Annotated in this window: 20 protein-coding genes; 3 read left to right on the top strand and 17 right to left on the bottom strand. The window is 72.3% G+C overall.

Features of this window, described 5'->3' with window-relative positions:
* Nucleotides 1-3: 3 nt before the first annotated feature.
* The 7 genes from OVA21_RS07975 to ftsY form a co-directional block, all read right to left on the bottom strand.
* Nucleotides 4-246 carry an RNA-binding protein gene (locus OVA21_RS07975; RefSeq protein ID WP_067717596.1) on the bottom strand — a complete coding sequence of 81 codons (243 nt, stop codon included), beginning with the start codon at nt 244-246 and terminating at the stop codon, nt 4-6.
* Between the two features lie 5 nt (nt 247-251).
* Nucleotides 252-746, bottom strand: a complete 495-nt coding sequence (gene rpsP / locus OVA21_RS07980; protein ID WP_067717594.1) for a 30S ribosomal protein S16 — start codon at nt 744-746, stop codon at nt 252-254.
* Between the two features lie 192 nt (nt 747-938).
* Complete coding sequence (gene ffh, locus OVA21_RS07985; protein WP_268092195.1) at nt 939-2,519, bottom strand: signal recognition particle protein; 1,581 nt, start codon at nt 2,517-2,519, stop codon at nt 939-941.
* Between the two features lie 66 nt (nt 2,520-2,585).
* On the bottom strand, nt 2,586-4,961 hold the full coding sequence (locus OVA21_RS07990; protein ID WP_268092196.1) for a [protein-PII] uridylyltransferase: 2,376 nt from the start codon (nt 4,959-4,961) through the stop codon (nt 2,586-2,588).
* 193 nt (nt 4,962-5,154) lie between these two features.
* Entirely contained in the window at nt 5,155-5,493 is a 339-nt protein-coding gene (locus OVA21_RS07995) for a P-II family nitrogen regulator (protein ID WP_067717588.1), read from the bottom strand.
* A 28-nt stretch (nt 5,494-5,521) separates the two neighbouring features.
* The gene (locus OVA21_RS08000; RefSeq protein ID WP_067717988.1) at nt 5,522-6,817 is read right to left on the bottom strand and encodes an ammonium transporter; all 1,296 of its coding nucleotides are present in this window, start codon (nt 6,815-6,817) and stop codon (nt 5,522-5,524) included.
* A gap of 256 nt (nt 6,818-7,073) precedes the next feature.
* Nucleotides 7,074-8,543, bottom strand: a complete 1,470-nt coding sequence (ftsY, locus tag OVA21_RS08005) for a signal recognition particle-docking protein FtsY (protein ID WP_206472297.1) — start codon at nt 8,541-8,543, stop codon at nt 7,074-7,076.
* Between the two features lie 194 nt (nt 8,544-8,737).
* On the opposite strand from ftsY, the gene OVA21_RS08010 reads away from it, so the two are divergent.
* Genes OVA21_RS08010 through OVA21_RS08020 form a run of 3 tightly spaced genes read left to right on the top strand, consistent with a single transcriptional unit; the run spans nt 8,738 to nt 12,085 of the window.
* A complete protein-coding gene (locus tag OVA21_RS08010) occupies nt 8,738-9,373 on the top strand; it encodes a succinate dehydrogenase cytochrome b subunit (RefSeq protein ID WP_206472649.1) in 636 nt (211 codons plus the stop codon).
* 22 nt (nt 9,374-9,395) lie between these two features.
* Complete coding sequence (locus OVA21_RS08015) at nt 9,396-11,345, top strand: fumarate reductase/succinate dehydrogenase flavoprotein subunit (protein ID WP_268092198.1); 1,950 nt, start codon at nt 9,396-9,398, stop codon at nt 11,343-11,345.
* Nucleotides 11,342-12,085: a succinate dehydrogenase/fumarate reductase iron-sulfur subunit gene (locus OVA21_RS08020; RefSeq protein ID WP_268092199.1), complete on the top strand. Its 744-nt coding sequence runs from the start codon at nt 11,342-11,344 to the stop codon at nt 12,083-12,085. The genes OVA21_RS08015 and OVA21_RS08020 overlap by 4 nt, the downstream gene beginning before the upstream one ends.
* Nucleotides 12,086-12,117: 32 nt before the next feature.
* Here OVA21_RS08020 and OVA21_RS08025 read toward each other — a convergent pair whose 3' ends face one another.
* The 10 genes from OVA21_RS08025 to rsmD form a co-directional block, all read right to left on the bottom strand.
* Nucleotides 12,118-12,435 (bottom strand): hypothetical protein, encoded by a 318-nt coding sequence (locus tag OVA21_RS08025; protein ID WP_268092200.1) that lies wholly within the window; start codon nt 12,433-12,435, stop codon nt 12,118-12,120.
* A 44-nt stretch (nt 12,436-12,479) separates the two neighbouring features.
* Nucleotides 12,480-16,046 carry a chromosome segregation protein SMC gene (gene smc, locus OVA21_RS08030; protein ID WP_268092201.1) on the bottom strand — a complete coding sequence of 1,189 codons (3,567 nt, stop codon included), beginning with the start codon at nt 16,044-16,046 and terminating at the stop codon, nt 12,480-12,482.
* A gap of 16 nt (nt 16,047-16,062) precedes the next feature.
* Nucleotides 16,063-16,353, bottom strand: coding sequence for an acylphosphatase (locus OVA21_RS08035; protein ID WP_067717574.1), 291 nt, complete (start codon nt 16,351-16,353; stop codon nt 16,063-16,065).
* Nucleotides 16,350-16,880, bottom strand: coding sequence for an OsmC family protein (locus OVA21_RS08040; RefSeq protein ID WP_268092202.1), 531 nt, complete (start codon nt 16,878-16,880; stop codon nt 16,350-16,352). Before OVA21_RS08040 ends, OVA21_RS08035 begins: the two co-directional genes overlap by 4 nt.
* A gap of 32 nt (nt 16,881-16,912) precedes the next feature.
* A complete protein-coding gene (gene mutM, locus OVA21_RS08045) occupies nt 16,913-17,830 on the bottom strand; it encodes a bifunctional DNA-formamidopyrimidine glycosylase/DNA-(apurinic or apyrimidinic site) lyase (RefSeq protein WP_268092203.1) in 918 nt (305 codons plus the stop codon).
* A 1-nt stretch (nt 17,831) separates the two neighbouring features.
* Nucleotides 17,832-18,530 (bottom strand): ribonuclease III, encoded by a 699-nt coding sequence (gene rnc / locus OVA21_RS08050; RefSeq protein WP_268092204.1) that lies wholly within the window; start codon nt 18,528-18,530, stop codon nt 17,832-17,834.
* A complete protein-coding gene (locus OVA21_RS08055; protein ID WP_268092205.1) occupies nt 18,527-19,126 on the bottom strand; it encodes a YceD family protein in 600 nt (199 codons plus the stop codon). Before OVA21_RS08055 ends, rnc begins: the two co-directional genes overlap by 4 nt.
* 23 nt (nt 19,127-19,149) lie before the next feature.
* On the bottom strand, nt 19,150-19,941 hold the full coding sequence (locus tag OVA21_RS08060) for a DivIVA domain-containing protein (protein ID WP_096905308.1): 792 nt from the start codon (nt 19,939-19,941) through the stop codon (nt 19,150-19,152).
* 129 nt (nt 19,942-20,070) lie between these two features.
* Nucleotides 20,071-20,544, bottom strand: a complete 474-nt coding sequence (coaD, locus tag OVA21_RS08065) for a pantetheine-phosphate adenylyltransferase (protein WP_096905307.1) — start codon at nt 20,542-20,544, stop codon at nt 20,071-20,073.
* Nucleotides 20,541-21,146 carry a 16S rRNA (guanine(966)-N(2))-methyltransferase RsmD gene (gene rsmD, locus OVA21_RS08070; protein WP_268092206.1) on the bottom strand — a complete coding sequence of 202 codons (606 nt, stop codon included), beginning with the start codon at nt 21,144-21,146 and terminating at the stop codon, nt 20,541-20,543. Before rsmD ends, coaD begins: the two co-directional genes overlap by 4 nt.
* Nucleotides 21,147-21,150: the final 4 nt, after the last annotated feature.

A 21,150-nucleotide genomic window follows, 5' to 3' on the forward strand; every position in this document is an offset into this window, starting at 1 on the left:
GGGTCAGCGGTCGGTGTCGACCACGTCGACCCGGACACCGTCGCCGCCGACGGCGGAGACGATGGTCCGGATCGCGGAGGCGGTACGGCCACCCCGACCGATGACACGGCCGAGATCCTCGGGCGCGACGGCCACACGGATCACGGTGCCGCGCCGACCACCACTCGACCGGACGGACACCGCGTCGGGGTCCGACACGATTCCGCGGACGAGGTGGTCGACGGCGTCGACGACCATGTCATTCATCTCTCTCAGGCCTCGGCGGTCTCGGCGTCAGCCGACGCGGCCTCGCCCTCGCCGGACTCGGCGGCCTTCGCGGCCTCCTGCTCGGCCTTCTTGGCCTCGTCCTTCTTCGCCTTCTCGGCCTTGCGCTTGGCGGTGATGGCCTCAGCGGACGGCTCGCCCTGGGCGTCCTCGAGGGCCTTGTTGAACAGGTCCAGCTTCGAGGGCTTGGGCTCGGCGGTCTTCAGGGTGCCCTCGGCGCCCTCGATCCCCTTGAACTTCTGCCAGTCGCCGGTGATCTTGAGCAGCTGCTCGACGGCCTCGGTGGGCAGGGCGCCGACACCGAGCCAGTACTGCGCGCGCTCGGAGTCGATCTGGATGAAGCTCGGCTCCTCCTTGGGGCGGTAGAGACCGATGGTCTCGATGGCGCGCCCGTCGCGGCGGGTGCGGGCGTCGGCGACGACGACCCGGTACTGCGGGTTACGGATCTTGCCGAGGCGGGTGAGCTTGATCTTGACGGCCATGAGGCGTCTCGCTTTCTGTTGCGGGTCACGTGGCGATTCAGCGGCGCCCGCCCTGCTGGCGGGGCCCGGTTTCGCCTTCCGGGTGACCGCCGTTCGGCACGGACCCACGAGGGTCCACCGGTGACGGCGTCCAGCGGACCAGTCTAGACAGGCCGGGACGGTGGGCACCAATCGACGCGTCGGGCGGACCGGTCAGCGCTTGGGGAACTTCAGGTCGTTGAGGTCGATCCCCTCCAGCCCCTGCGGGAGCTGGTCGAGTCCGGGCGGCAACTGGGACAGGTCGGGCATCCCGCCGGGCGGCATACCGGGCATCCCGGGCGGCATCCCCGGCATCCCCCCGGGCATCATCCCCCGCTGCTTGGGCGGGGTGGGACCGCGGCCCTTCCCCTTGCCCTTGCCCTTCTTGCCCTTGCGCTGGTTCTTGCGTCCCGCCCCGGGCATCCCCATCTGGCCCGCCATGCGGCTCATCATCTTGCGGGCCTCGAAGAACCGGTCGACCAACTGGTTGACGTCGGTGACCGTGACCCCCGAACCGTTCGCGATGCGCTGGCGGCGCGAGCCGTTGATGATCTTCGGGTCCGCGCGCTCCTCGGGGGTCATGCCGCGGATGATCGCCTGGATGCGGTCCAGGTACTTCTCGTCGATGTCGCCGACGGCGGCCTTCATCTCCTTGCCGCCGGGCAGCATGCCGAGCAGGTTCCCGATGGGCCCCATCTTGCGGATCATCAACATCTGGTCGAGGAAGTCCTCGAGCGTGAGCTCGCCGGAGCCGATCTTCGCGGCGGTCTTCTCCGCTTCCTGCGCGTCGAAGACCGTCTCCGCCTGCTCGATGAGCGAGAGCACGTCGCCCATCCCGAGGATGCGGCTGGCCATGCGGTCGGGGTGGAAGACGTCGAAGTCTTCGAGCTTCTCGCCGTCGGACGCGAACATGATCGGCGTCCCGGTGAGCTCGCGGACGCTCAGCGCGGCGCCACCGCGGGCGTCACCATCGAGCTTGGTGAGCACGACACCGGTGAAGCCGACGCCCTCACGGAAGGCCTCGGCCGTGACCACCGCGTCCTGACCGATCATCGCGTCCAGGACAAAGAAGGTCTCGTGGGGCTGGACGGCATCCCGGATCCCCCGGGCCTGGGCCATCATCTCCTCGTCGATGCCGAGTCGACCGGCGGTGTCGACGATCACGACGTCGTGCATCTTGGCGCGGGCGTGAGCCAATCCGCGCTGCGCGACGGACACCGGCTCCTGGACACCGATCACCTCGCCGTCGCCCCCGACGGAGGTCCCGGGGTGCGGGGCGAAGGTGGGTACTCCGGCACGCTCACCGACGATCTGCAGCTGGTCGACCGCTCCCGGCCGCTGCAGGTCACAGGCCACCAGGAGCGGTGTGTGCCCCTGCCCCTTGAGCCAGTGCGCCAGTTTGCCCGCCAGGGTGGTCTTACCCGCGCCCTGCAGACCCGCCAGCATGATGACCGTCGGGGGCTGCTTGGCGAACTCGATCCGCCGCTCCTCCCCGCCGAGGATGGCGGTGAGTTCGGCGTCGACGATCTTGACGACCTGCTGGGCGGGGTTGAGCGCCTCGGAGACCTCCGCGCCCTTGGCACGCTCCTTGACCCGCGCGATGAACTCGCGCACCACCGGCAGGGCGACGTCGGCCTCGAGCAGTGCCAGGCGGATCTCGCGGGCCGTCGCGTCGATGTCGGCGTCGCTGAGCCGACCTTTTCCGCGCAGGTCCTTGAGCGCACCTGTGAGGCGGTCGGACAAGGATTCGAACACGGCAACAGCTCCCTGGTTCGCGGCCCGGGAGCGCGCACGGTTCCCGGTGTCGTCGGCGACGACTGATCACAGGGTATCGGCATGCGCCGCGGCGGGCGTCGTGGGATCACGTCGTGGCAGCAACGCCTCCACCTGACCGGCCGTACTCAACACCGCTCCGGGGCCGGAGAGCGCGAACACGTCCTCCACGGCCGCTCCCCTGGTGCGCACCACCACCCAGTCGATGCGGGCGCCGGCTTCGATGATCGCGGCCACGACCCGTGCGAACAGGCCGGGCCGGTCCTCCGACCGCACCTCCATCAGCACGCCGTCGGCGTCGGTCCGGTGCGAGATCAGGACGGAGGATCTGGCCTGCGGGGGTCCGATCGCCAGCGCCGCCCCCCGGGACAGCGCGGCGCGAAGCGGCCCGGGGAGCCCGGAGTCGATCGAGCGGCGCAGATCCTGCCGGAGTACGCGTCCGTCCACCGGGTCTCCGAAGCGGGTGGAGACCGTCATCCTCGCGCGCATCCCGCCCGGGGGACGCAGGTCGATCTCCGCGTCCACGATCTCCAGCCTGTGGGCGGCCAGGACCTCCGCGGTCACCGCGAGCGAGCGGCCCCCGCCGGGGACGACGAGAGTGACCTCGTGTGTGGTGCCGGTGTCCGCCGCCCGGAGGTCCACCACGACGTCCGGCGGACCGTGCCGCCGAGAGGCGTTCACAGTCGGCGCCTGCACCGCGGCGGGACGGGGGCCGAGCGCCTTGCCGCAGGCCGCCACGAGCGCGGCGTGGGCCCCGGCACGGCCTGTGGTCCAGACCGTCGGCCCGGTCGCGAGCGAGTCCGCCTCGGTGAGCGCGGCCAACACGTCGAGGGAGACGGCGTCCCGGTCCAGCGCGGTGAGCACGGCCTCGGCGGTGGCGGGGTCGGCGGGGTCGCGTCTCGCGGCGGTCGCGGGGAGCAGCAGATGGTGCCTCACGATGCGCGTGAGGGTCTCGGTGTCGCGGCCCCCGAGGCCCATCCGCGCGCAGATCGGGCGGATCATGTCCGCCCCGTTCTCGCTGTGGTCGCCGTCCCGGCTCTTCCCGAGGTCGTGCAGGAGCGCCGCGAGCAGCAGGAGGTCCGCGCGTGCGACGGAGGTGGTGAGTCGGGACGCCTCCACGGCCGTCTGCACCAGGTGCCTGTCGACCGTGTAGATGTGCGCGCGGTCGCGGGCGGGCAGATCCCGCACCCCCGCCCATTCCGGTAGCAGCCGTTCCCACAACCCGCACCGGTCGAGCGCCTCGTGCACGGGGATCTGCGCCTCACCCGAGCCCAGGAGCACGAGCAGGTCCGACAGGGCCTCCGCCGGCCACTGACCGTCCGGGACGGGGCAGCGTTCGGCGAGGACACCGAGGGTGGAGGTCGCGATCGGCAGCCCGAACCGGGCCGCGGCCGCGGCCACCCGCAGCGCCAGCCAGGGGTCGTCGGCCGCGCGGGCCGCGCGGGCGAGCGTCACCTCCCCCGCATGTTCCACCACCCCGTCGTCGAGGGGCCGACGGACAGGCGACCTCCGCAGCAGGCCGGTCAGTCCCCGGGAGGACAGCGCCGCGCACGAGCCACGGATCGCCTGGTCCGCGGTGAACGCGATCGTCCGGGAGGCGTCACTCAGCGCCCGGGCGAGATCGAACCGGTCCCCCAGGCCCAGCGCCTCGCCGACCTCGTCCCCGTACTCGGCGTGCAGCACCTCGCGGGGGCGTCCGCTCACCCGGTGTAGTTCGGTCCGGGCGTCCAGCACCAGCCGGTGCGCGCGCGCCATCCCACCGGGGACCACGGGCCGACCGTCGCTGAGGTGGGCCAGGCCCAGGGCCGCGACCAGCTGCGCGTCGCGGAGCCCACCGGCCCCGTTCTTCAGGTCGGGTTCGCTGCGGTGCGCGATCACCCCGGCCCGGTGGCGCCGGGCGGCCGCCGCGTCGACGAGGTCGTCGAAGCGGGAGGCGATCTGGTCCCGCCACTGCCGGCGGGCGCCGTCCACGACGAGCGCTCCCAGATCCGCGTCGCCAGCGATCACGCGCGCGTCCAGCAGACTCAGCCCGACGGAGACGTCGGCAGCGGCCACGGCCAGGCACTGGTCGACCGTGCGGACACTGTGGTCGAGTCCGACGCCGGAATCCCACAGCGGGTACCACAGTGCGTCGGCCAGCTCGCCCACGTCACGGTCCGGCCGCCGCTCGTGAACCAGGACGAGGTCCAGATCCGAGTGTGGCAGAACCTCCCGGCGTCCCAACCCGCCAAACGCGATGAGGGCGAACCCCGACCCCGGGCCGATCCCGGCCTCGTCGGCGAGCCGTCCCAGCTCCATCTCGTAGAGCTCGCACAGGGCGTCCCTCAACGGCGCGGCGGGCAGGCTCTCACGCGGGGCGGAGAGGATCCGCTCGCGTCCCGCCCGCAGCGCCGTGGCGCGCTCGCCGTCGGCCGTGACCGCCATGGCACTCCCCTTCCCTCATCCGTCGGGTCCACAATGTCGCCTCCATGTCACCGCCTCGGGGCGTACAGGTTTCACCTTTGTGAACGGCTGCGCACGGTCTGCGCGGGACCGGGCGAGGGTGGCGTCCGCAGTACACGACGGCGCGCGGCCGCCCCTGTGACGGGGCGACCGCGCGCCGGGTTCTGCCCGAGGGTCAGATCGCGGACGTGCCCTCCTCACCGGTGCGGACGCGCACGATGCTCTCGACGGGGGTCACCCAGACCTTGCCGTCGCCGATCTTTCCGGTCCGGGCCGCGTCGACGATCAGTTGGACCGCGGTGCCGGCGGTCTCGTCGTCGACCACCACCTCCACCCTGATCTTGGGGACGAAGTCCACGGCGTACTCGGCGCCGCGGTAGACCTCGGTGTGGCCCTTCTGGCGTCCGTATCCCTGGACCTCGCTGATGGTGAGGCCGTGGATACCGGCCTGCTCCAGTGCTGCCTTGACGTCGTCGATCGTGAACGGTTTGACGATCGCGGTGACGAGCTTCATGTCGTGGGTTCCTTTCGAAGGGGTCGGCTCAGCGGATGAGCGCGTTGGTGGAGGCCTCGTACGCGCTCTCGGCGTGCTGGGCACCGTCGATGCCCGCCTGCTCGTCGGCCTTGTCGATCCTCCAGCCGAGCGGCCGGCAGATCGCCCAGGCGATCGCGGTCATGATCGCGGTGAACACGAGGGCGGCCACGGCGATCACGATCTGGACCACCAGGAGTCGCCAGCCATCCGCGGAGTAGAACATTCCCGCGTCCGTTCCGAAGGTGCCGGTGGCGAACAGGCCAATGGCGATGGTGCCCCAGAGTCCTGCGACCAGGTGCACGCCCACCACGTCCAGGGCGTCGTCGTAGCCGAAGCGGTGCTTGAGGCCCACGGCCAGCGCGGACAGCACGCCCGCGATCGCACCGAGGGCGATCGCGCCGAGCGGGTGGACGGAACCGGCGGCGGGGGTGATGGCCACGAGGCCGGCGACCACGCCGGATGCGGCACCGAGGCTGGTGGCGTGGCCGTCACGGATACGCTCCGCGAGGAGCCAGCCGAGCATCGCGGCGGCGGTGGCGGCGGTGGTGTTGACCCACGCCAGGCCCGCCGCACCGTTGGCACCGAACGCGGAGCCCGCGTTGAACCCGAACCAGCCGAACCACAGCAGGGCGGCGCCGAGCATGACCAGCGGCAGGTTGTGCGGGCGGTAGGCGGTGCGACCGAACTCGAGCCGCTTGCCGATGAGCAGGACCAGGACGAGCGCGGCCATACCGGCGTTGATGTGCACGACGGTTCCGCCGGCGAAGTCGACGGGCGCCACGGCAGCGGTCAGCCCGCCCTCGCCGTCGTCGACGGTCCCGAAGATCATGGCCGCCAGTCCGCTGTCCGAGTGGGAGAGCAGTCCGCCGCCCCACACCATGTGGGCGAGCGGGAAGTACGCCAGGGTCACCCAGACGCCGACGAACGCCAGCCAGGTGCCGAACCGGGCGCGCTCGGCGATCGCGCCCGAGATGAGCGCGACGGTGATGATCGCGAAGGTCACCTGGAAGGCGACGTCGACGACCTGCGGGTAGGCGCCGGAGCCGGAGACCGCCCATTCGGTGGCGTCACCGATCACCCCGGAGAGCCCGAACATTTCGAAGGGGTTGGCGAACAGCCCCAGGACCGACTCGCTGCCGTAGGACATCGACCATCCCCACAGCAGGTAGATCACGCCGACCACGCCCATCGCGCCGAACGACATCATCATCATGTTCAGCACGGACTTCTGCCGGGACATGCCGCCGTAGAAGAGCGCCAGGGCGGGCGTCATGAGCAGTACCAGGGATGCTGCGATGAGCATCCAGGCCGTGTCTCCCGTATCGATCTCCGGCGTCGCCTCCTGGGCGAGCAACGCGACACTGTCACCTATCACGGTGCGGTCCTCCTCGTCTCGTACGTGGTGAGCGACTCTTCGCTCCCCGTCGACATGAAGATTTCCTTGGTCGTGTTGCACCGGATGCGCCGTGATGTTTCGGGGCTGTAACGCGCCCGGGTCCCCGGTTCCGGTCGTGTGTCCTGGCCGCCCGGTCGCGTATCCCGGTCGCGAATCCCGGGACCTACGTGCCGAGCAGTGCGTCGACGAACGCCTCGGGGGTGAACGGCGCGAGGTCGTCGGCGCCCTCGCCCAGTCCGACGAGCTTCACCGGCACCCCCAACTCGTGCTGGACCTGGAACACGATGCCGCCCTTGGCGGTGCCGTCGAGCTTGGTGAGCACGACGCCGGTGATGTCGACGACCTCCTTGAACACGCGCGCCTGCATGAGCCCGTTCTGTCCGGTGGTGGCGTCGATCACCAACAGGACCTCGTCGACGGGGGTCTTCTTCTCCACCACTCGTTTGACCTTGCCGAGCTCGTCCATGAGGCCGGTCTTGGTGTGGAGCCGACCGGCGGTGTCCACGAGCACGGCGTCCACGCCGGTCTCGACCCCGCGGGTCACCGCGTCGAAGGCGACGGAGGCGGGATCCGCGCCCTCCTTGCCGCGGACGACCTCGGCGCCCACCCGCTCGGCCCAGGTCTGGAGCTGATCCGCCGCGGCGGCGCGGAACGTGTCCGCCGCGCCGAGGAGGATCTCGCGACCGTCGGCGACGAGGACGCGGGCGAGTTTGCCGGTTGTGGTGGTCTTGCCGGTGCCGTTGACGCCGACGACGAGGAGGACGGCCGGCGTCCCGTCGTTCGGCAGCGCACGCAGCGAGCGGTCGAGTTCGGGGTGGAGGTTGTCGATGAGGGTCTGCCGCAGCAGATCGCGCACCTCGGCCTCGGTGCGGACCTGTCGGGTGGCGATCTCCGCCCGCAGGCGGTCCACGACGAGCTCGGTGGTGGCCGAACCGAGGTCGGCCATGATCAGCGTGTCCTCGATCTCCTCCCAGGCGTCCTCGTCGAGATCGCCGGCGCCGAGGAGACCCAGCAGGCCCTGGCCCACGGTGTTCTGCGACCGCGCGAGGCGGCCCCGCAGGCGGTCGAGGCGGCCGGCGGCCGGGTCGATGCGCTCGACCGGGGCGACCGGCTCCGGGGTCCCGGTCACCGTCTCCGGGGGCGCCGGGATCTCCTCGTCGGGCACCTCGGGCGGGACCACGACGGGCTCGACCGGGGCGGGCTCGACGACCTCGGTGGCCTCGGTCGGGCCGGGATCGACGTCCGGCTCGGGCGCGGGGACGGCTGTCTCGGGCGCGGTGTCCGGCGCGGTCGCAGGTTCGGCGGCGGGGGCCGCCCCCGTCGCAGCGGACGGCGGCGCGGGGGGCCGTGGGGCCGGTGTCGCCGGCGGCAGGTCCTCCCGCGGCGTCGGGTCACGGCGCACCGGCTCCCTGGGCGGGGCCGCCGTGGCGCCGCCCCCTCCCTGGGCGAACGAGAACCCCGTCCCGGCCTGATAGTTGCCGGAGCGCTCCTCGCGGGTGAGCTCCTTGCGCTCGGCGGCCCTGGTGAGGGAGATCTGCCGCTTCTTGCGCAGCTGCAGACCCACGACGAGGGCGATGATGGCCAGCAGCAGCACCGCGGCGACGGCGATGATGATCCAGGTGGTGGTAGTCACGGTGCCCAGTATGGCCGACCGCACCCGTTGCCATCTCGGTCCCGGGGGGCTGTGGCGGACCTAGACTGGCGCCTGTCGTCGTCCGGGGAGGAGCCCACGTGGTCGAGCTCGCCGCCCAGCCAGGGGGTACGTCCGTACGCCAGCGCCCCCTCCGCCGGGCCCCGGCCCCGCCCACCTGGCTCGCCAAGACCATCATGGCGGTGACGGGGTTGCTCTTCACCGCCTTCGTGGTGGTGCACATGGTCGGCAATCTCAAAGTGTTCGGCGGGGCCACGGGTTTCGACGCCTACGCCGCGTGGCTGCGGACGTTGCTGTACCCCCTCGTCCCCCACGAGGGCGTCCTGTGGGCGTTGCGCGTCGTGCTGGTCCTGGGTCTGGTGGCGCACGTCTGGTGCGCGGTGGTGTTGGTGCGGCGCTCCCACGCGTCCGCGGGCCCGCACCGCCGGCGGACGGGGCTGACGGCGGGCTCGTTCGGCGCCCGCTCGATGCTGCTCACCGGAGTGGTGCTGCTGCTCTTCGTCGTCTTCCACGTCCTCGACATGACCACGGGCACCGCCCCCGCCGCGTCGGAGGCGTTCGAGCCCGGTACGGCGTACGCCAATCTGGTCGCCAGCTTCTCGCGGCCCTGGGTCGCGGCCTTCTACGGCATCACCATGGTGCTGCTGGCCCTGCACGTCGCCCACGGGGTCCGCACGGCGGCCGGCGACCTCGGGGTGACCGGCGTCCGGAGCCGGGCGGTGATCACGACCGTGGGCGGGATCGCCGCGGTGGCCGTGCTGCTGGGCAACGCCGCTATCCCGATCGCGGTCCAGGCCGGGTGGCTGACGTGACCTTCACCCCGCCCCCGTCCTCGTGCCCGACGCACGACAGGGACACGTGCTGAGCTCCGGCACACCCGGGGGCGACCCGGCCTCCGCTTGGGCGAGGCGTCGCGACGCCTACCGCCTGGTCGCACCGGCCAACCGCCGCCACCTCCACGTGGTGGTGATCGGCACGGGCCTGGCCGGGGCCGGCGCGGCGGCCGCCCTCGGCGAACTCGGCTACCGGGTCACCGCGTTCACCTACCACGACGCCGCCCGGCGCGCGCATTCCGTGGCCGCCCAGGGCGGGATCAACGCCGCCCGCGGCCGCCGGGTGGACGGAGACTCCGTGGCCCGGTTCGTCGCCGACACCGTCTCGGGCGGGGACTTCCGTGGGCGGGAGGCCGAGGCGTTCCGGCTGGGCGAGGAATCCGCGCGGGTGATCGATCATTTCTCCGCCATCGGGACCCCCTTCGCACGCGAGTACGGCGGCGTCCTGTCGACCCGGTCCTTCGGCGGCGTGCAGGTCTCGCGCACGTACTACTCCCGCGGTCAGACCGGCCAACAACTCCAGCTCGCGGGCGTCTCGGCGCTGCAGCGGCAGATCCGTGCCGGCGCCGTCACGCTGCACACCCGCCACGAGATGCTCGACCTCGTCGTCGACGATTCGGGGTGCCACGGTGTGGTGGTCCGCGACCTGGTGTCCGGCCACATCCGGGCCGAGACCGCGCACGCGGTCGTCCTCGCGACCGGCGGCTACGGGACCGTCTTCCACGACTCCACGCTCGCGATCCACTCCAACGCGTCGGCGGTGTGGCGCGCGCACCAGCGGGGGGCCCTGTTCGCCTCACCGTCGTTCGTGCAGTTCCACCCCACCGCGCTGCCCAAGGACAACGACTGGCAGGCCAAGACGATCCTCATGAGCGAGTCGTTGCGCAACGACGGCCGCGTCTGGGTCCCGCTCCACGACGGCGACGACCGGCCGCCCGGTGAGATCCCGGACGCCGACCGCGACTTCTTCCTCGAGCGCCGCTATCCCGCCTTCGGCAACCTCGTGCCCCGCGACGTGGCCTCCCGGGCGATCACCGCCGAGATCCGAGCCGGGCGAGGGGTGGGGCCACGCCGCAACTCCGTCTACCTGGACTTCCGTGACGCCCTGGCCCGCGACGGCCGGGGGACGATCACCGAGCGCTACGGCAACCTGTTCGAGATGTACGCCCACGCCACCGGCGAGGACCCGTACGCCGTACCCATGCGCATCGCGCCGACGTGCCACTTCACGATGGGCGGGCTGTGGAGCGACTTCGACCTGCAGACGTCGATCCCCGGCCTGTTCGTCGGCGGCGAATGCGGCTGGGCGTATCACGGCGCGAACCGGCTCGGCGCCAACTCCCTGCTCAGCGCGAGCGTCGACGGGTGGTTCACCCTTCCCTACTCGGTGCCGGCGCACCTGGCCACCCGCCTCGGGGACGACCTACCGGGCGACGACGACGAGGTGGTCGTGGCCGCCGTGGCCCGCGCCCGGTCGCGGGTGCGGAACCTGCTCGCGGTGGGCGGCTCGACCGGGCCCGAGCACTTCCACCGTGAGCTCGGCGAGATCCTCTACTCGGGGTGCGGCGTCACACGGACGGCCGACGGCCTGACCCGGGCGATCGAGCGCATCCGTGACCTGCGGACCCGGTTCTGGACCGACCTGCGGGTCACGGGCACAGGCGGTCACCTCAACCAGGTGCTCGAACTGGCCGGGCGGGTCGCCGACTTCCTCGAACTGGCGGAACTGATGTGCGTGGATGCGCTGGACCGGGACGAATCGTGCGGCGCCCACTTCCGCGACGAGCACCAGACGCCCGACGGCGAGGCCCGGCGGGACGACCGTCGGTGGGCCTTCACCTCCGCCTGGGCCTCCGAGGGCGATGACCGTGGCGGGCCCCGGTCCTTCACCCGACACGCCGAACCGCTGGAGTTCTCGGCGGTCGCCCCCACCGCGAGGGATTACCGATGAGACTGACCCTGCGCATCTGGCGGCAGTCCGGGCCACACGAGGCCGGACGGTACGAGGAGTTCGAGGTCCGCGACGCACGGCCGGAGATGAGTGTGCTGGAGCTGCTCGACGTACTCAATGCCGACCTGGTGGACGCGGGCATTGAACCGGTGGCGTTCGACTCCGACTGCCGCGAGGGGATCTGCGGGGCCTGCGGGGTCACCGTCGACGGGCGCCCGCACGGACCCGCGGAGAACACCCCGTCGTGTCACCAGCGGCTGAGCCCCTACTCAGACGGGGATACTCTGCGCATCGAACCACTTCGCGCCGCCGTGTTCCCGGTCATCCGCGACCTCGTGGTGGACCGCTCCGCTCTGGACGGGGTCGTCGAGGCCGGGGCTTACGTGGGGATCCCGGCCGGCGCCGCCCCGGACGCGGACTCGACACTGCAGGGCCACGACACGGCGGAGACCGCACTGGACTTCGCGGCGTGCATCGGGTGCGGGGCGTGTGTGGCGGCCTGCCCCAACGGCTCGGCCAACCTGTTCGTGGGGGCCAAGCTCGGGCACCTCGCCCTCATGCCCGTCGCGGGCGCCGACCGCTCGGCCCGCGCCCGCGAGATGGTCGGCGCGGCCGACGAGGAGTTCGGTCCCTGTTCGCTCTACGGGGAGTGCTCGCGGGTGTGCCCGGCGGGGATCCCGCTGCGGGCGATCGGCGCGGTCAACCGGGAACGGCTCCGTGCGGTGTTCAGGCGCTCCTGAGTGCGTCCGCCGGCGGCTGGGGCTCCCGCACCCTAGACGTCGTCCTCCCCGACCGGTCCGCCCTCGCCCTCCCACGTCTCGATCATCCTGACCTTGGTCCGGGTGAACTTGCGGCGCACGCCCACTCCCCCGCGGTCGCTCTCCGGGATGAAGCGCGCACCGAAATGGGTCAGGGCGTCGGTGAGGGCCTGCACCTCGGCCTCGTCGAGGTCGCCCGCCCCGTGCTCGTAGTCCCGGATCCTCTCCTCGTTCACCCCGGAGCGAAGGGCGACGACCTTGGTGGAGACCAGGCACAACGCTCGCGCGGCACGCGCGAGACCGGGGTCCATGAACAGTTCTGAATGAGTCATGGCCCCATCCTGCCAGCGCGACGCCGGGGGGCGCCGTCGACGGGTCAGCGCATGCGTTGGGAGATGACCTTGGAGATGCCGTCGCCCTGCATCGACACGCCGTAGAGCACGTCGGCCACGTCCATGGTGGGCTTCTGGTGCGTGATGACGATGAGCTGGCTGGTCTCCCGCAGCTGTTCGAACAGCCCGATGAGGCGCCGCAGGTTGGTGTCGTCGAGCGCCGCCTCGACCTCGTCCATGACGTAGAACGGGCTGGGGCGGGCCTTGAAGATCGCCACCAGCATGGCGACCGCGGTGAGCGACTTCTCGCCGCCGGACAGCAGCGACAACCGCTTCACCTTCTTTCCCGGTGGCCGCGCCTCCACCTCGATCCCGGTGGCGAGCATGTCCTCCGGCTCGGTGAGGATCAGTCGCCCCTCCCCTCCGGGGAAGAGCGTGGAGAAGACACCCCGGAACTCGCGCTCGACGTCGACCCACGCCTCGGTGAAGATCTGCTCGATGCGCTCGTCGACGTCGTCGATCACCCCCTCGAGGTCGGACCGGGCCTTCTTCACGTCGTCGAGCTGGGTGGACAGGAACGCGTAGCGCTCCTCCAGCGCCGCGAACTCCTCCAACGCCAGCGGGTTGACCTTGCCCAGGGTGGCCAGGTCCTTCTGCGCCGACCTGAGACGACGCTCCTGTTCGGCGCGCACGAACGGCATCGGCGGCGGCGGGGTCACGTCCTCGCCTCGCTCGCGAGCCGCCTCGTACTCCTGCATCTCCAACGCCGACGGCGGCAGGTCCACGTCCGGGCCGTACTCCTCGACGAGGGCCTGCGGTTCGATACCGTGACGCTCGAGCACCGCCGCCTCGAGCTCCGAGACCTTGACCTCGAGCTGCGCCCGGACGATCTCGTCGCGGTGGGCGGCGTCGCCGAGCCTCGAGACCTCGGACTCGGCCGCCGCGAGATCACCGCGCAGCGCGGCGACACCGGCGGTGGCCTCGGCGCGCGGGGCGGGGAGCGGGTCCCGCTCGGTTCCGGCGGCGGTGATGAGTTCGTCGAGCCGCGAGAGCAGCCGCCCGCTGAGTTCGTCGACCACGCCGGCGACCTCCGCGCCGCGGCGCCGCTGCGCCGCCGCCCTGGCGGCCCGGGCCCGGGACTCGCGCTCCGCCTGCGCGGCCCGCCGCAGGGACGCCGACTTGCCGCGGACGCCGGCGGCCCGTTCCTCGGCGGACCGGTGGGCGAGCCTGGCCTCGAGTTCCGCGGCCCGGGCCGAGGCCACCGCGGCCTGCGCGGCACCACGCCCGTCGTCCTCGGGTGGCCGGACCTCGTCGTCGTCGTCCCCGGCCCTGGCGAGTCGGTCGGTCAGCTCGGCGTGTTCGGCGCGCGCGGCGTCGAGCTTGTCCACCGAGATCCGGCGGGTCTGCTCCAGGCGCCGCACCTCGGCCTCGGCGCGACGGCGCCGCTGGCCGATACGGGCGAGCTCCGCGTAGATCTCCTCGATCGCGGCGTCGGACTCGCTGATGGCGGCGAGCGTCTCGCAGAACCGGTCCGCCCGCTCGGTGTCCTCGGCCGACGCGCCGGCCAACTCGGCGCGGGTGGTCTCGATCTCGGCCCGAACGGCGTCGCGCTCGACGACCGCGGCGTCGATCGCCGACTGGATCTCCAACCCGGTGCGCCCCGACGCGGACCCGCCCACGGTCCACCCCGCACCGGCCAGCTCACCGTCGCGGGTGACCGCGCGCACGCGGCGGTCCGCCTCGACCTGGGCGTGGGCGGCGGCGAGGTCGTCGACCACGACCACGTCGACCAACAGGGCGGTCACCGCCGCCACGAGGTCCTCCGGGACGTCCACCACGTCCAGCGCCCAGCATGCCCCGCCGACCAGGTCGACCTCCAGTCGGTAGTCGCCACCCGGCGTCCCGGCTCCCACGAGACCCGCCCGGCCCGCGTCGGCCTCCCGCAGGGCCGCCAGGACCTGCCGGCGGTTCACGGAGGTGTCCACGACCACCGCGTCGACGGCCGGCCCGAGGGCGACCCCCACGGCGCGTTCCCACCCGTCGCGGACGCCGAGCATCTCCCCCACCGTCCCGGCGACGGCGTCGGCCCCGAGATGCCGCAGGACCCACTCGGCGCCGTCCCCGGCGCCCTTGTTCTGCTCGAGAGTCTCGATCCGGGCGGCCAGCCGCGCGATCCGCTGGTCGGCCTCCCGCTCGATCCCCTGCAACTCCGCGAGCCGGGCCCGTGCCGCGAGGTGGGCGCGCTCGGCCCGCCCCAGGTGTTCGTCGAGGGTCCGTTCGCTCTGCTCGTGCGCCCCCACCCTGGCGTGGACGGCGTCGAACTCGGCCTCGGCGTCGACCACGGCGGTGCGCGCGACCTCCGCCTCGGCGTCCACGCGCGCGATCTCCGCCTGGGTGGACTCCACTCTCGCGGCGAGGGTCTCGACCTTGCCCGCGAGCCTGGCCACGCCCTCCCGGCGGTCCGCGATCGCCCGGACGGCCTTGAGGTGCTCGGCCTCGAGCGCGGCGAGCGTCGACTCGGCCCGTCCCAACGCCTCGGTCGCCAGACGGGCCTTCTCGGCGGCGGCGTCGACCTGAGCGGCGAGGTCCTCCTCGTGCGCGGCGGCCCGCTCGGCCTGGCGGTCGAGCTCGTCCGGGTCGGTGCCGTGGTGCACGGCGACCTCGGCGGCCAGCGACCGCGCGCGGTCGGCGGCGATCCGGGCGGTGGCGCGGGCCCGCTCGGCCAACGTCGACAGGGCGAACCACCGCTGCTGCGCAGCGTCGGCGTCCGGGGTCAACCGATCGAGCTCGGCCTGGGTGTCTGCGACGGCCCGCACCAGCTCGTCCCTGCGGTCGACCGCCTGCGCGACCTGGTCCGCCAACCGGGAGCGGACACTCTCGGCATCCGCGAGCTCGCGTCGACGGGTGACCAGGTCGTCGGCGGCGAGGCGGAACGTGGCGTCGCGCAGGTCCGCCTGGATGGTCTGCGCCCGGCGCGCGACCTCGGCCTGCCGCCCCAGCGGCTTGAGCTGGCGCCGCAGTTCGGTGGTGAGATCGTTCAACCGGTCCAGGTTGCCCTGCATCCCGGCGAGCTTGCGCTGGGCCTTCTCCTTGCGGCGCCGGTGCTTGAGGATGCCGGCGGCCTCCTCGATGAACGCCCGGCGCTCCTCCGGCTTGGACTCGAGGATCTCGGCGAGCTTGCCCTGGCCGACGATGACGTGCATCTCGCGGCCTATCCCTGAGTCCGACAACAGTTCCTGCACGTCCATGAGTCGGGCGCGGTCGCCGTTGATCTCGTACTCCGCGGCGCCGTCGCGGAACATCCGGCGGGTGATCGACACCTCGGCGTAGTCGATCGGCAGCACGGCGTCGGAGTTGTCCAGGGTGAGGGTGACCTCGGCGCGGCCGAGCGGCTGCTTTCCCGTGGTCCCCGCGAAGATGACGTCCTGCATCTTGCCGCCGCGCAGCGATTTGGCACTGTGCTCGCCCATGACCCAGGTCAGGGCGTCGACGACGTTGGACTTGCCCGACCCGTTGGGCCCCACCACGCAGCAGATTCCGGGCTCGAATCTCAGGGTCGTCGGCGCCGCGAAGGACTTGAAGCCCTTGAGCGTCAGCGACTTGAGATACACGGTTGTCGATCCTAGGTCAGCGTTCGACGAATCCCGGGAGTCCGCCCCGGGCCGGCTCCCAGGTGTCGACGACGAGGTCCACGTGGCCGGGGGTCCCGCCGCCGCGGAGAAGTTCCACCAGGTCACGGCACGCCGACTCCGGTCCCTCCGCCACCACGTGGACGCGACCGTCCGGCTTGTTGGCCGCGTACCCGCTCAGGCCCAGTTCGAGTGCCCGACTGCGGGTCCACCAGCGGAAGCCCACGCCCTGGACGCGGCCGTGGACCCAGGCGACCAACCGGACCTGGTCGGGATCCGGTGCGCTCATGCCGCGCCGCCCCCGTTTCCGGCGTCAGCGCCGCCGGTCTCGGAGTCGGCGCCGCCGGTCTCGAACCCCAGCGCGATCTCGGTCCCCGCGGTCAGGGTCCGGCCGACGGTGCACGCCTTGTCCACCGAGCGCCGGATCATCGCCACCAGTCGCTCGGCCATCGCCGGGTCTAGCCCGGACAGGTCGAGCTCGTAGCTCTCCTCCAGCAGCGGGTATCGCTCGTTCTCGCGGTCGGCGTCTCCGGAGACGCGAACGGTCGCGGCGTAGTCGTCACCCAACCGGCGGGAGATCGTGAAGTCGGAGGCCATGGCCGTGCAGGCCCCGAGCGCGATCTTGAGCAACTCCCCCGGGGTGAACACCCCCTCGACGTCGGCCGAGCCGATCTCGACCCGGGCTCCCCGGGAAGATGTCCCCACGTAGCGTCGGGTCCCGGTGCGTTCGACACGGAGATCGGGAGCGGGGTGCGCCGCCCGCGGGGCGGCCGGCGCGGGCGTCTGCGTGGGGGTGGGGGGCGTCGACTCAGTCATGCGGTCATCGTACGACCGGTCCGCGGGCCACCTCAGCCCCGCCGCGGCGCGCGGGACCGACGTGGCGGGCGGGACCGGCGTGGCGCGGGCTGGCAGACCGGGCAGAAGTGCGAACCGCGGTTCATGAAGTCCTCCCGCCCCCCGGCCGTCCCACACCGCGCGCACGGCAGGCCCGCCCGTCCGTAGACATCGAGGGAGCGATCGAAGTACCCCGAGGCGCCGTTGACGTTGACGTACAGCGCGTCGAATGAGGTGCCGCCGGCCGCCAGCGCGTCCGCCATCACCTCGCGGGCGTGCTCGAGGACCCCGGTCACGGCGCGGAGTGTCACGGCGCCGGACCGCCGGCGGCCGTGGAGACCGGAGCGCCACAAGGCCTCGTCGGCGTAGATGTTGCCGATCCCCGAGACCACGGTCTGATCCAGCAGGAGGCGCTTGATCTCGGTGTCCCGGCGTCGGATCGTCCGGGCGGCGACGAGGGGGTCGAACCCGGGCTCGAACGGGTCCGCCGCGATGTGGGCGGCCGGCGCGGGCACGAGCTCCCCCGTGCCGTCGAGAGCCTCCGCCAGTGGGACGACGGTCCACCCGCCGAACGTCCGCTGATCGACGAAACGCAGCTCCCTGCCGTCGTCGAGCTCGGCTCGCGCGTGCAGATGGCGTACCGGCGGCGCACCGCCCTCGGCGACCAACATCTGCCCGCTCATCCCCAGGTGTACGAGCAGGCAGTCCGCTCCCGCCGCGTGGTCGGAGTCCAGGGTGAGCCACAGGTACTTGCCGCGACGCCGGGCGCCGCTGACGGTGCGGCCGGTCAGACGCGCGACGATCTCGGGGGCGCCGCCCGGCTGCCGGCGCGCGGTGCGGGCGCCGGTGACCTCCACGGACGTGATCACACGACCGACGACGTGATCGGCCAGGCCCCTGCGGACGACCTCGACCTCGGGTAGCTCGGGCACGTCAGCGTGTGGTCCCGTCCAGGGCGGTCCACGCCTGCTCGGCGGCCTTCTGCTCGGCCTCTTTCTTGGTGCGACCGGTCCCCTCGCCCAGGGACTCGTCGCCCACGAACACCACCGCGGAGAAGGTCTTGTCGTGGTCCGGCCCGGTGGAGGTGATCTCGTACCGCACCCTGGGCCTGCCCGTCGACGCGCACTTCTCCTGCAGACTGGTCTTCCAGTCGAGGGCCGCCCCCAGATGCGGGACCACCTGCAGTCGGTCGCCGATGATCCGTTCGATCAGACCCCGGGCCGTCTCGAGCCCGTGGGTCAGATAGACCGACCCGAACACCGCCTCGAGGGTGTCGGCGAGGATCGAGTGCTTGTCGCGACCGCCCGTCAGTTCCTCACCGCGGCCGAGCCGCAGGTGATCTCCCAGGCCGCCGGGGCCGATCTCGCGCGCGATGTCGGCCAGGACGTAGGTGTTGACCAGGCTCGCGCGGATCTTGGCGAGGTCCCCCTCAGGACGGTCCGGGTACGCCGTGTAGAGGTACTCCGTCACGACCAACTCGAGCACCGCGTCGCCGAGGAACTCCAACCTCTCGTTGTGGGGCAGACCGCCGTGCTCATAGGCGTACGACCTGTGGGTCAGAGCCTGGGTGGCGAGGTCGGCGGGGAGGGCGACCCCCAGGACAGAGTCCAGGGGCGACGGCTGCTCCGTCACGCGCGGTCCTCACCGGCGTCGCCGGCTCCGGTGGACCCGAACTTCTCCGCCAACCCGGCCCAGCGCGGGTCGATCCGGCCCTCGGCGTCGCCGGAGACGCCGTCGGGAGCGGGGGTGTCCGGGTTGATGCACTCGTCGTGTCCGTAGTCGGTGCACGTCGGCGACATGGGGAACTCCAGACCGAACGCGTCGACGAGCGCGGGCTCGAGGTCGAGCAGGTCGCCGTCCAGCAGGCGGACCTCGTCCTGCTCGGCGGCCTCGGCCGCGGCGGTGCCCTCGGCCGCGTACATGTCGGTCAGGTCCACGCCCACCGGGGCGGAGAACTCGCCCAGGCAGCGCGCGCACTCGACCTCGGCCCGACCGGTGACCGAGCCGGTGACGAGCACACCCTCGTCGACGTAGGTCAGCATGAGGTCGAGGTCCACCTCGGAGCCCTCGGGGATCCGGATGAACTCCACGCCGATGGCCGAGGGGAGGACGGCGACACGCTGCACCGGCACCATCGAGCCGGGGGCGCGTCCGAGGACGCGGGTGTCGAGGACGAGCGAATCGGCGGCGGGCCGGCCGTGGCGGGGGGTACGGGAGGTGGTGGACACGCCCAGCAGACTACCCGCCGGGGTCAGTAGTCCCCGTACCCGTCGCCCGGGCGCTCGTCCTCGCGGACCCCCCGCCGGCCGGTGGGCTCCCGTCGCCCGACCGGGGCGACACCGTGCAGCTCCTCGCGACCCCGGCTGACGGTGCGGAGGGTGGTGCCGAGGAACTCCTCGAACCGGGCCATCTTCTCGTCGATGTAGGCGTCGCATTCCTCGCGCCGACGCTCGCTCTCGGCGTGCGCGGCGTCTCGCACCCGCGCGGCTTCCTCGTCGGCGATGCGGACGACCTCGGACTCGGACAGCATCCGCTGCTGCTCCTGCCGGGCTTCGGTGATCGTGCGGTCGTAGAGGATGTTGGCCTGTTCGACGAGCCGGTCTGCCTCCGCGCGGGCGCGGCTCGTGGTGGACTCGGCGTCCCGACGCGAGCGGTCGAGGAGCTCCGCCGACTCGGCGCGGGCGTCGCCCACCAGCCCGTCGGCGTGGGTGGTCGCCTCGGCGACCATGCGGTCGGCGCGGGCCTTGGCGTCGGCGAGCATGGCGTCCGCGTCCTCGCGCGCCTCGCGCAGGGTGCGGTCCGCCTCGGCGTCGGCGGCGGCGACCGTCTCGCGGGCGGTGGCATCGGCCTCCGCGAGCACCCTGTCGCGCTGGTCCAGCACGTCCTGGGCGTCGTCGAGTTCGCCGGGGAACGAGTCACGGATGTCGTCGAGCAACAGCAGGGACTCGTGCCGGGGCACCACGCAGTTCGCGGTCATGGGCAGACTGCGGGCGTCCTCAATCATCGCGTTCAGCTCGTCGAGGGCCTGGAACACTCGGTACACGCTCGTCCCTTCACCGGATCGTCACTCTTGCCCCACCAGTGTGCCCGCAACACAGGTCGCCGGGCCGGTGCGTGGGCGGTGTGTCCGGTAGGTCCGGCGGGCCGACGCCGCTTGCCCCGCCCCTCCCCGTCAGCCCAGGCGCTCCGTCAGGGCGCGGGCGACCGGCTCCGGCAGCAGGTGGGACACGTCGCCGCCGAGTCGGGTGACCTCGCGGCACAGCGAGGAGGAGACGAACGCCAGGTCGGCCCGGGTGGGCAGGAAGACGGTGTCGATCTCGGCGATCGAACGGTTCATGTGGGCCATCGGCAACTCGTAGTCGTAGTCGGTGGAGTCGCGCAGGCCCTTGATCACCGCGGTGGCACCCTGATCGCGGCAGTAGTCCACGAGCAGTCCGTAGAAGCTGTCCACCCGCACCCCGGGAATGTCGGCGCAGACCTCGTCGATCATCGCCTTGCGCTCGTCGATCGAGAAGGTGCCCTGTTTGTTGGGGTTGGCGACCACGCACACGATCACGTCGTCGAACAGCGCGGCGGCTCGCCGGATGATGTCGAGGTGCCCGAGGGTCACCGGATCGAAGGAACCTGGGCACACGACGGTGGTCATGGGGCGACCGTATCAACACGCCGGGCCATCTCCACGGCGGTCTCGCCGTAGGTGCGCTCGAACACGACCTCGTACCCGCCCGGCCACCGCACGGCCGGGTCCCGCTTCGACCGCTCCCACACGACGAGCGCGTCCTCCGCGAGCCACCCCCCGGCGAGCAGGGCGTCCAGCACCGGTTCGTCCAGCTCCGCGGAGCGCTCGTACGGGGGGTCGGCCAGGACGAGGTGGAATCCGCCCTCGACGGGGCACCGGCCACGGACCGCGGCGGGCAACGCCGCGCGCTTCACGGTGAGGCGGAACGGGGACGACGACGAGGACGACGACAACGACGACGACGCGCCCGCCGTGTTCTTCTTCAGGCACGCCACCGCGCGCTGGTTCTCCTCGACGAACCACGCCACGTCGACTCCCCTCGAGACCGCCTCGAGCCCGAGTGCGCCGGAGCCTGCGAACAGGTCGAGAACGGCCGCGCCGTCCAGGTCGACCCGGCTTCCGATGGCACTGAAGAGCGCCTCGCGGACGCGGTCCGTGGTGGGCCTGGTGCCGGCTGGCGGCACGGTGATCGACAGCCCGCGCAGGCGGCCGGAGATGATGCGGGTCATGTCT

Source organism: Dietzia sp. SL131 (assembly GCF_026672565.1).
Lineage (GTDB): Bacteria > Actinomycetota > Actinomycetes > Mycobacteriales > Mycobacteriaceae > Dietzia > Dietzia kunjamensis.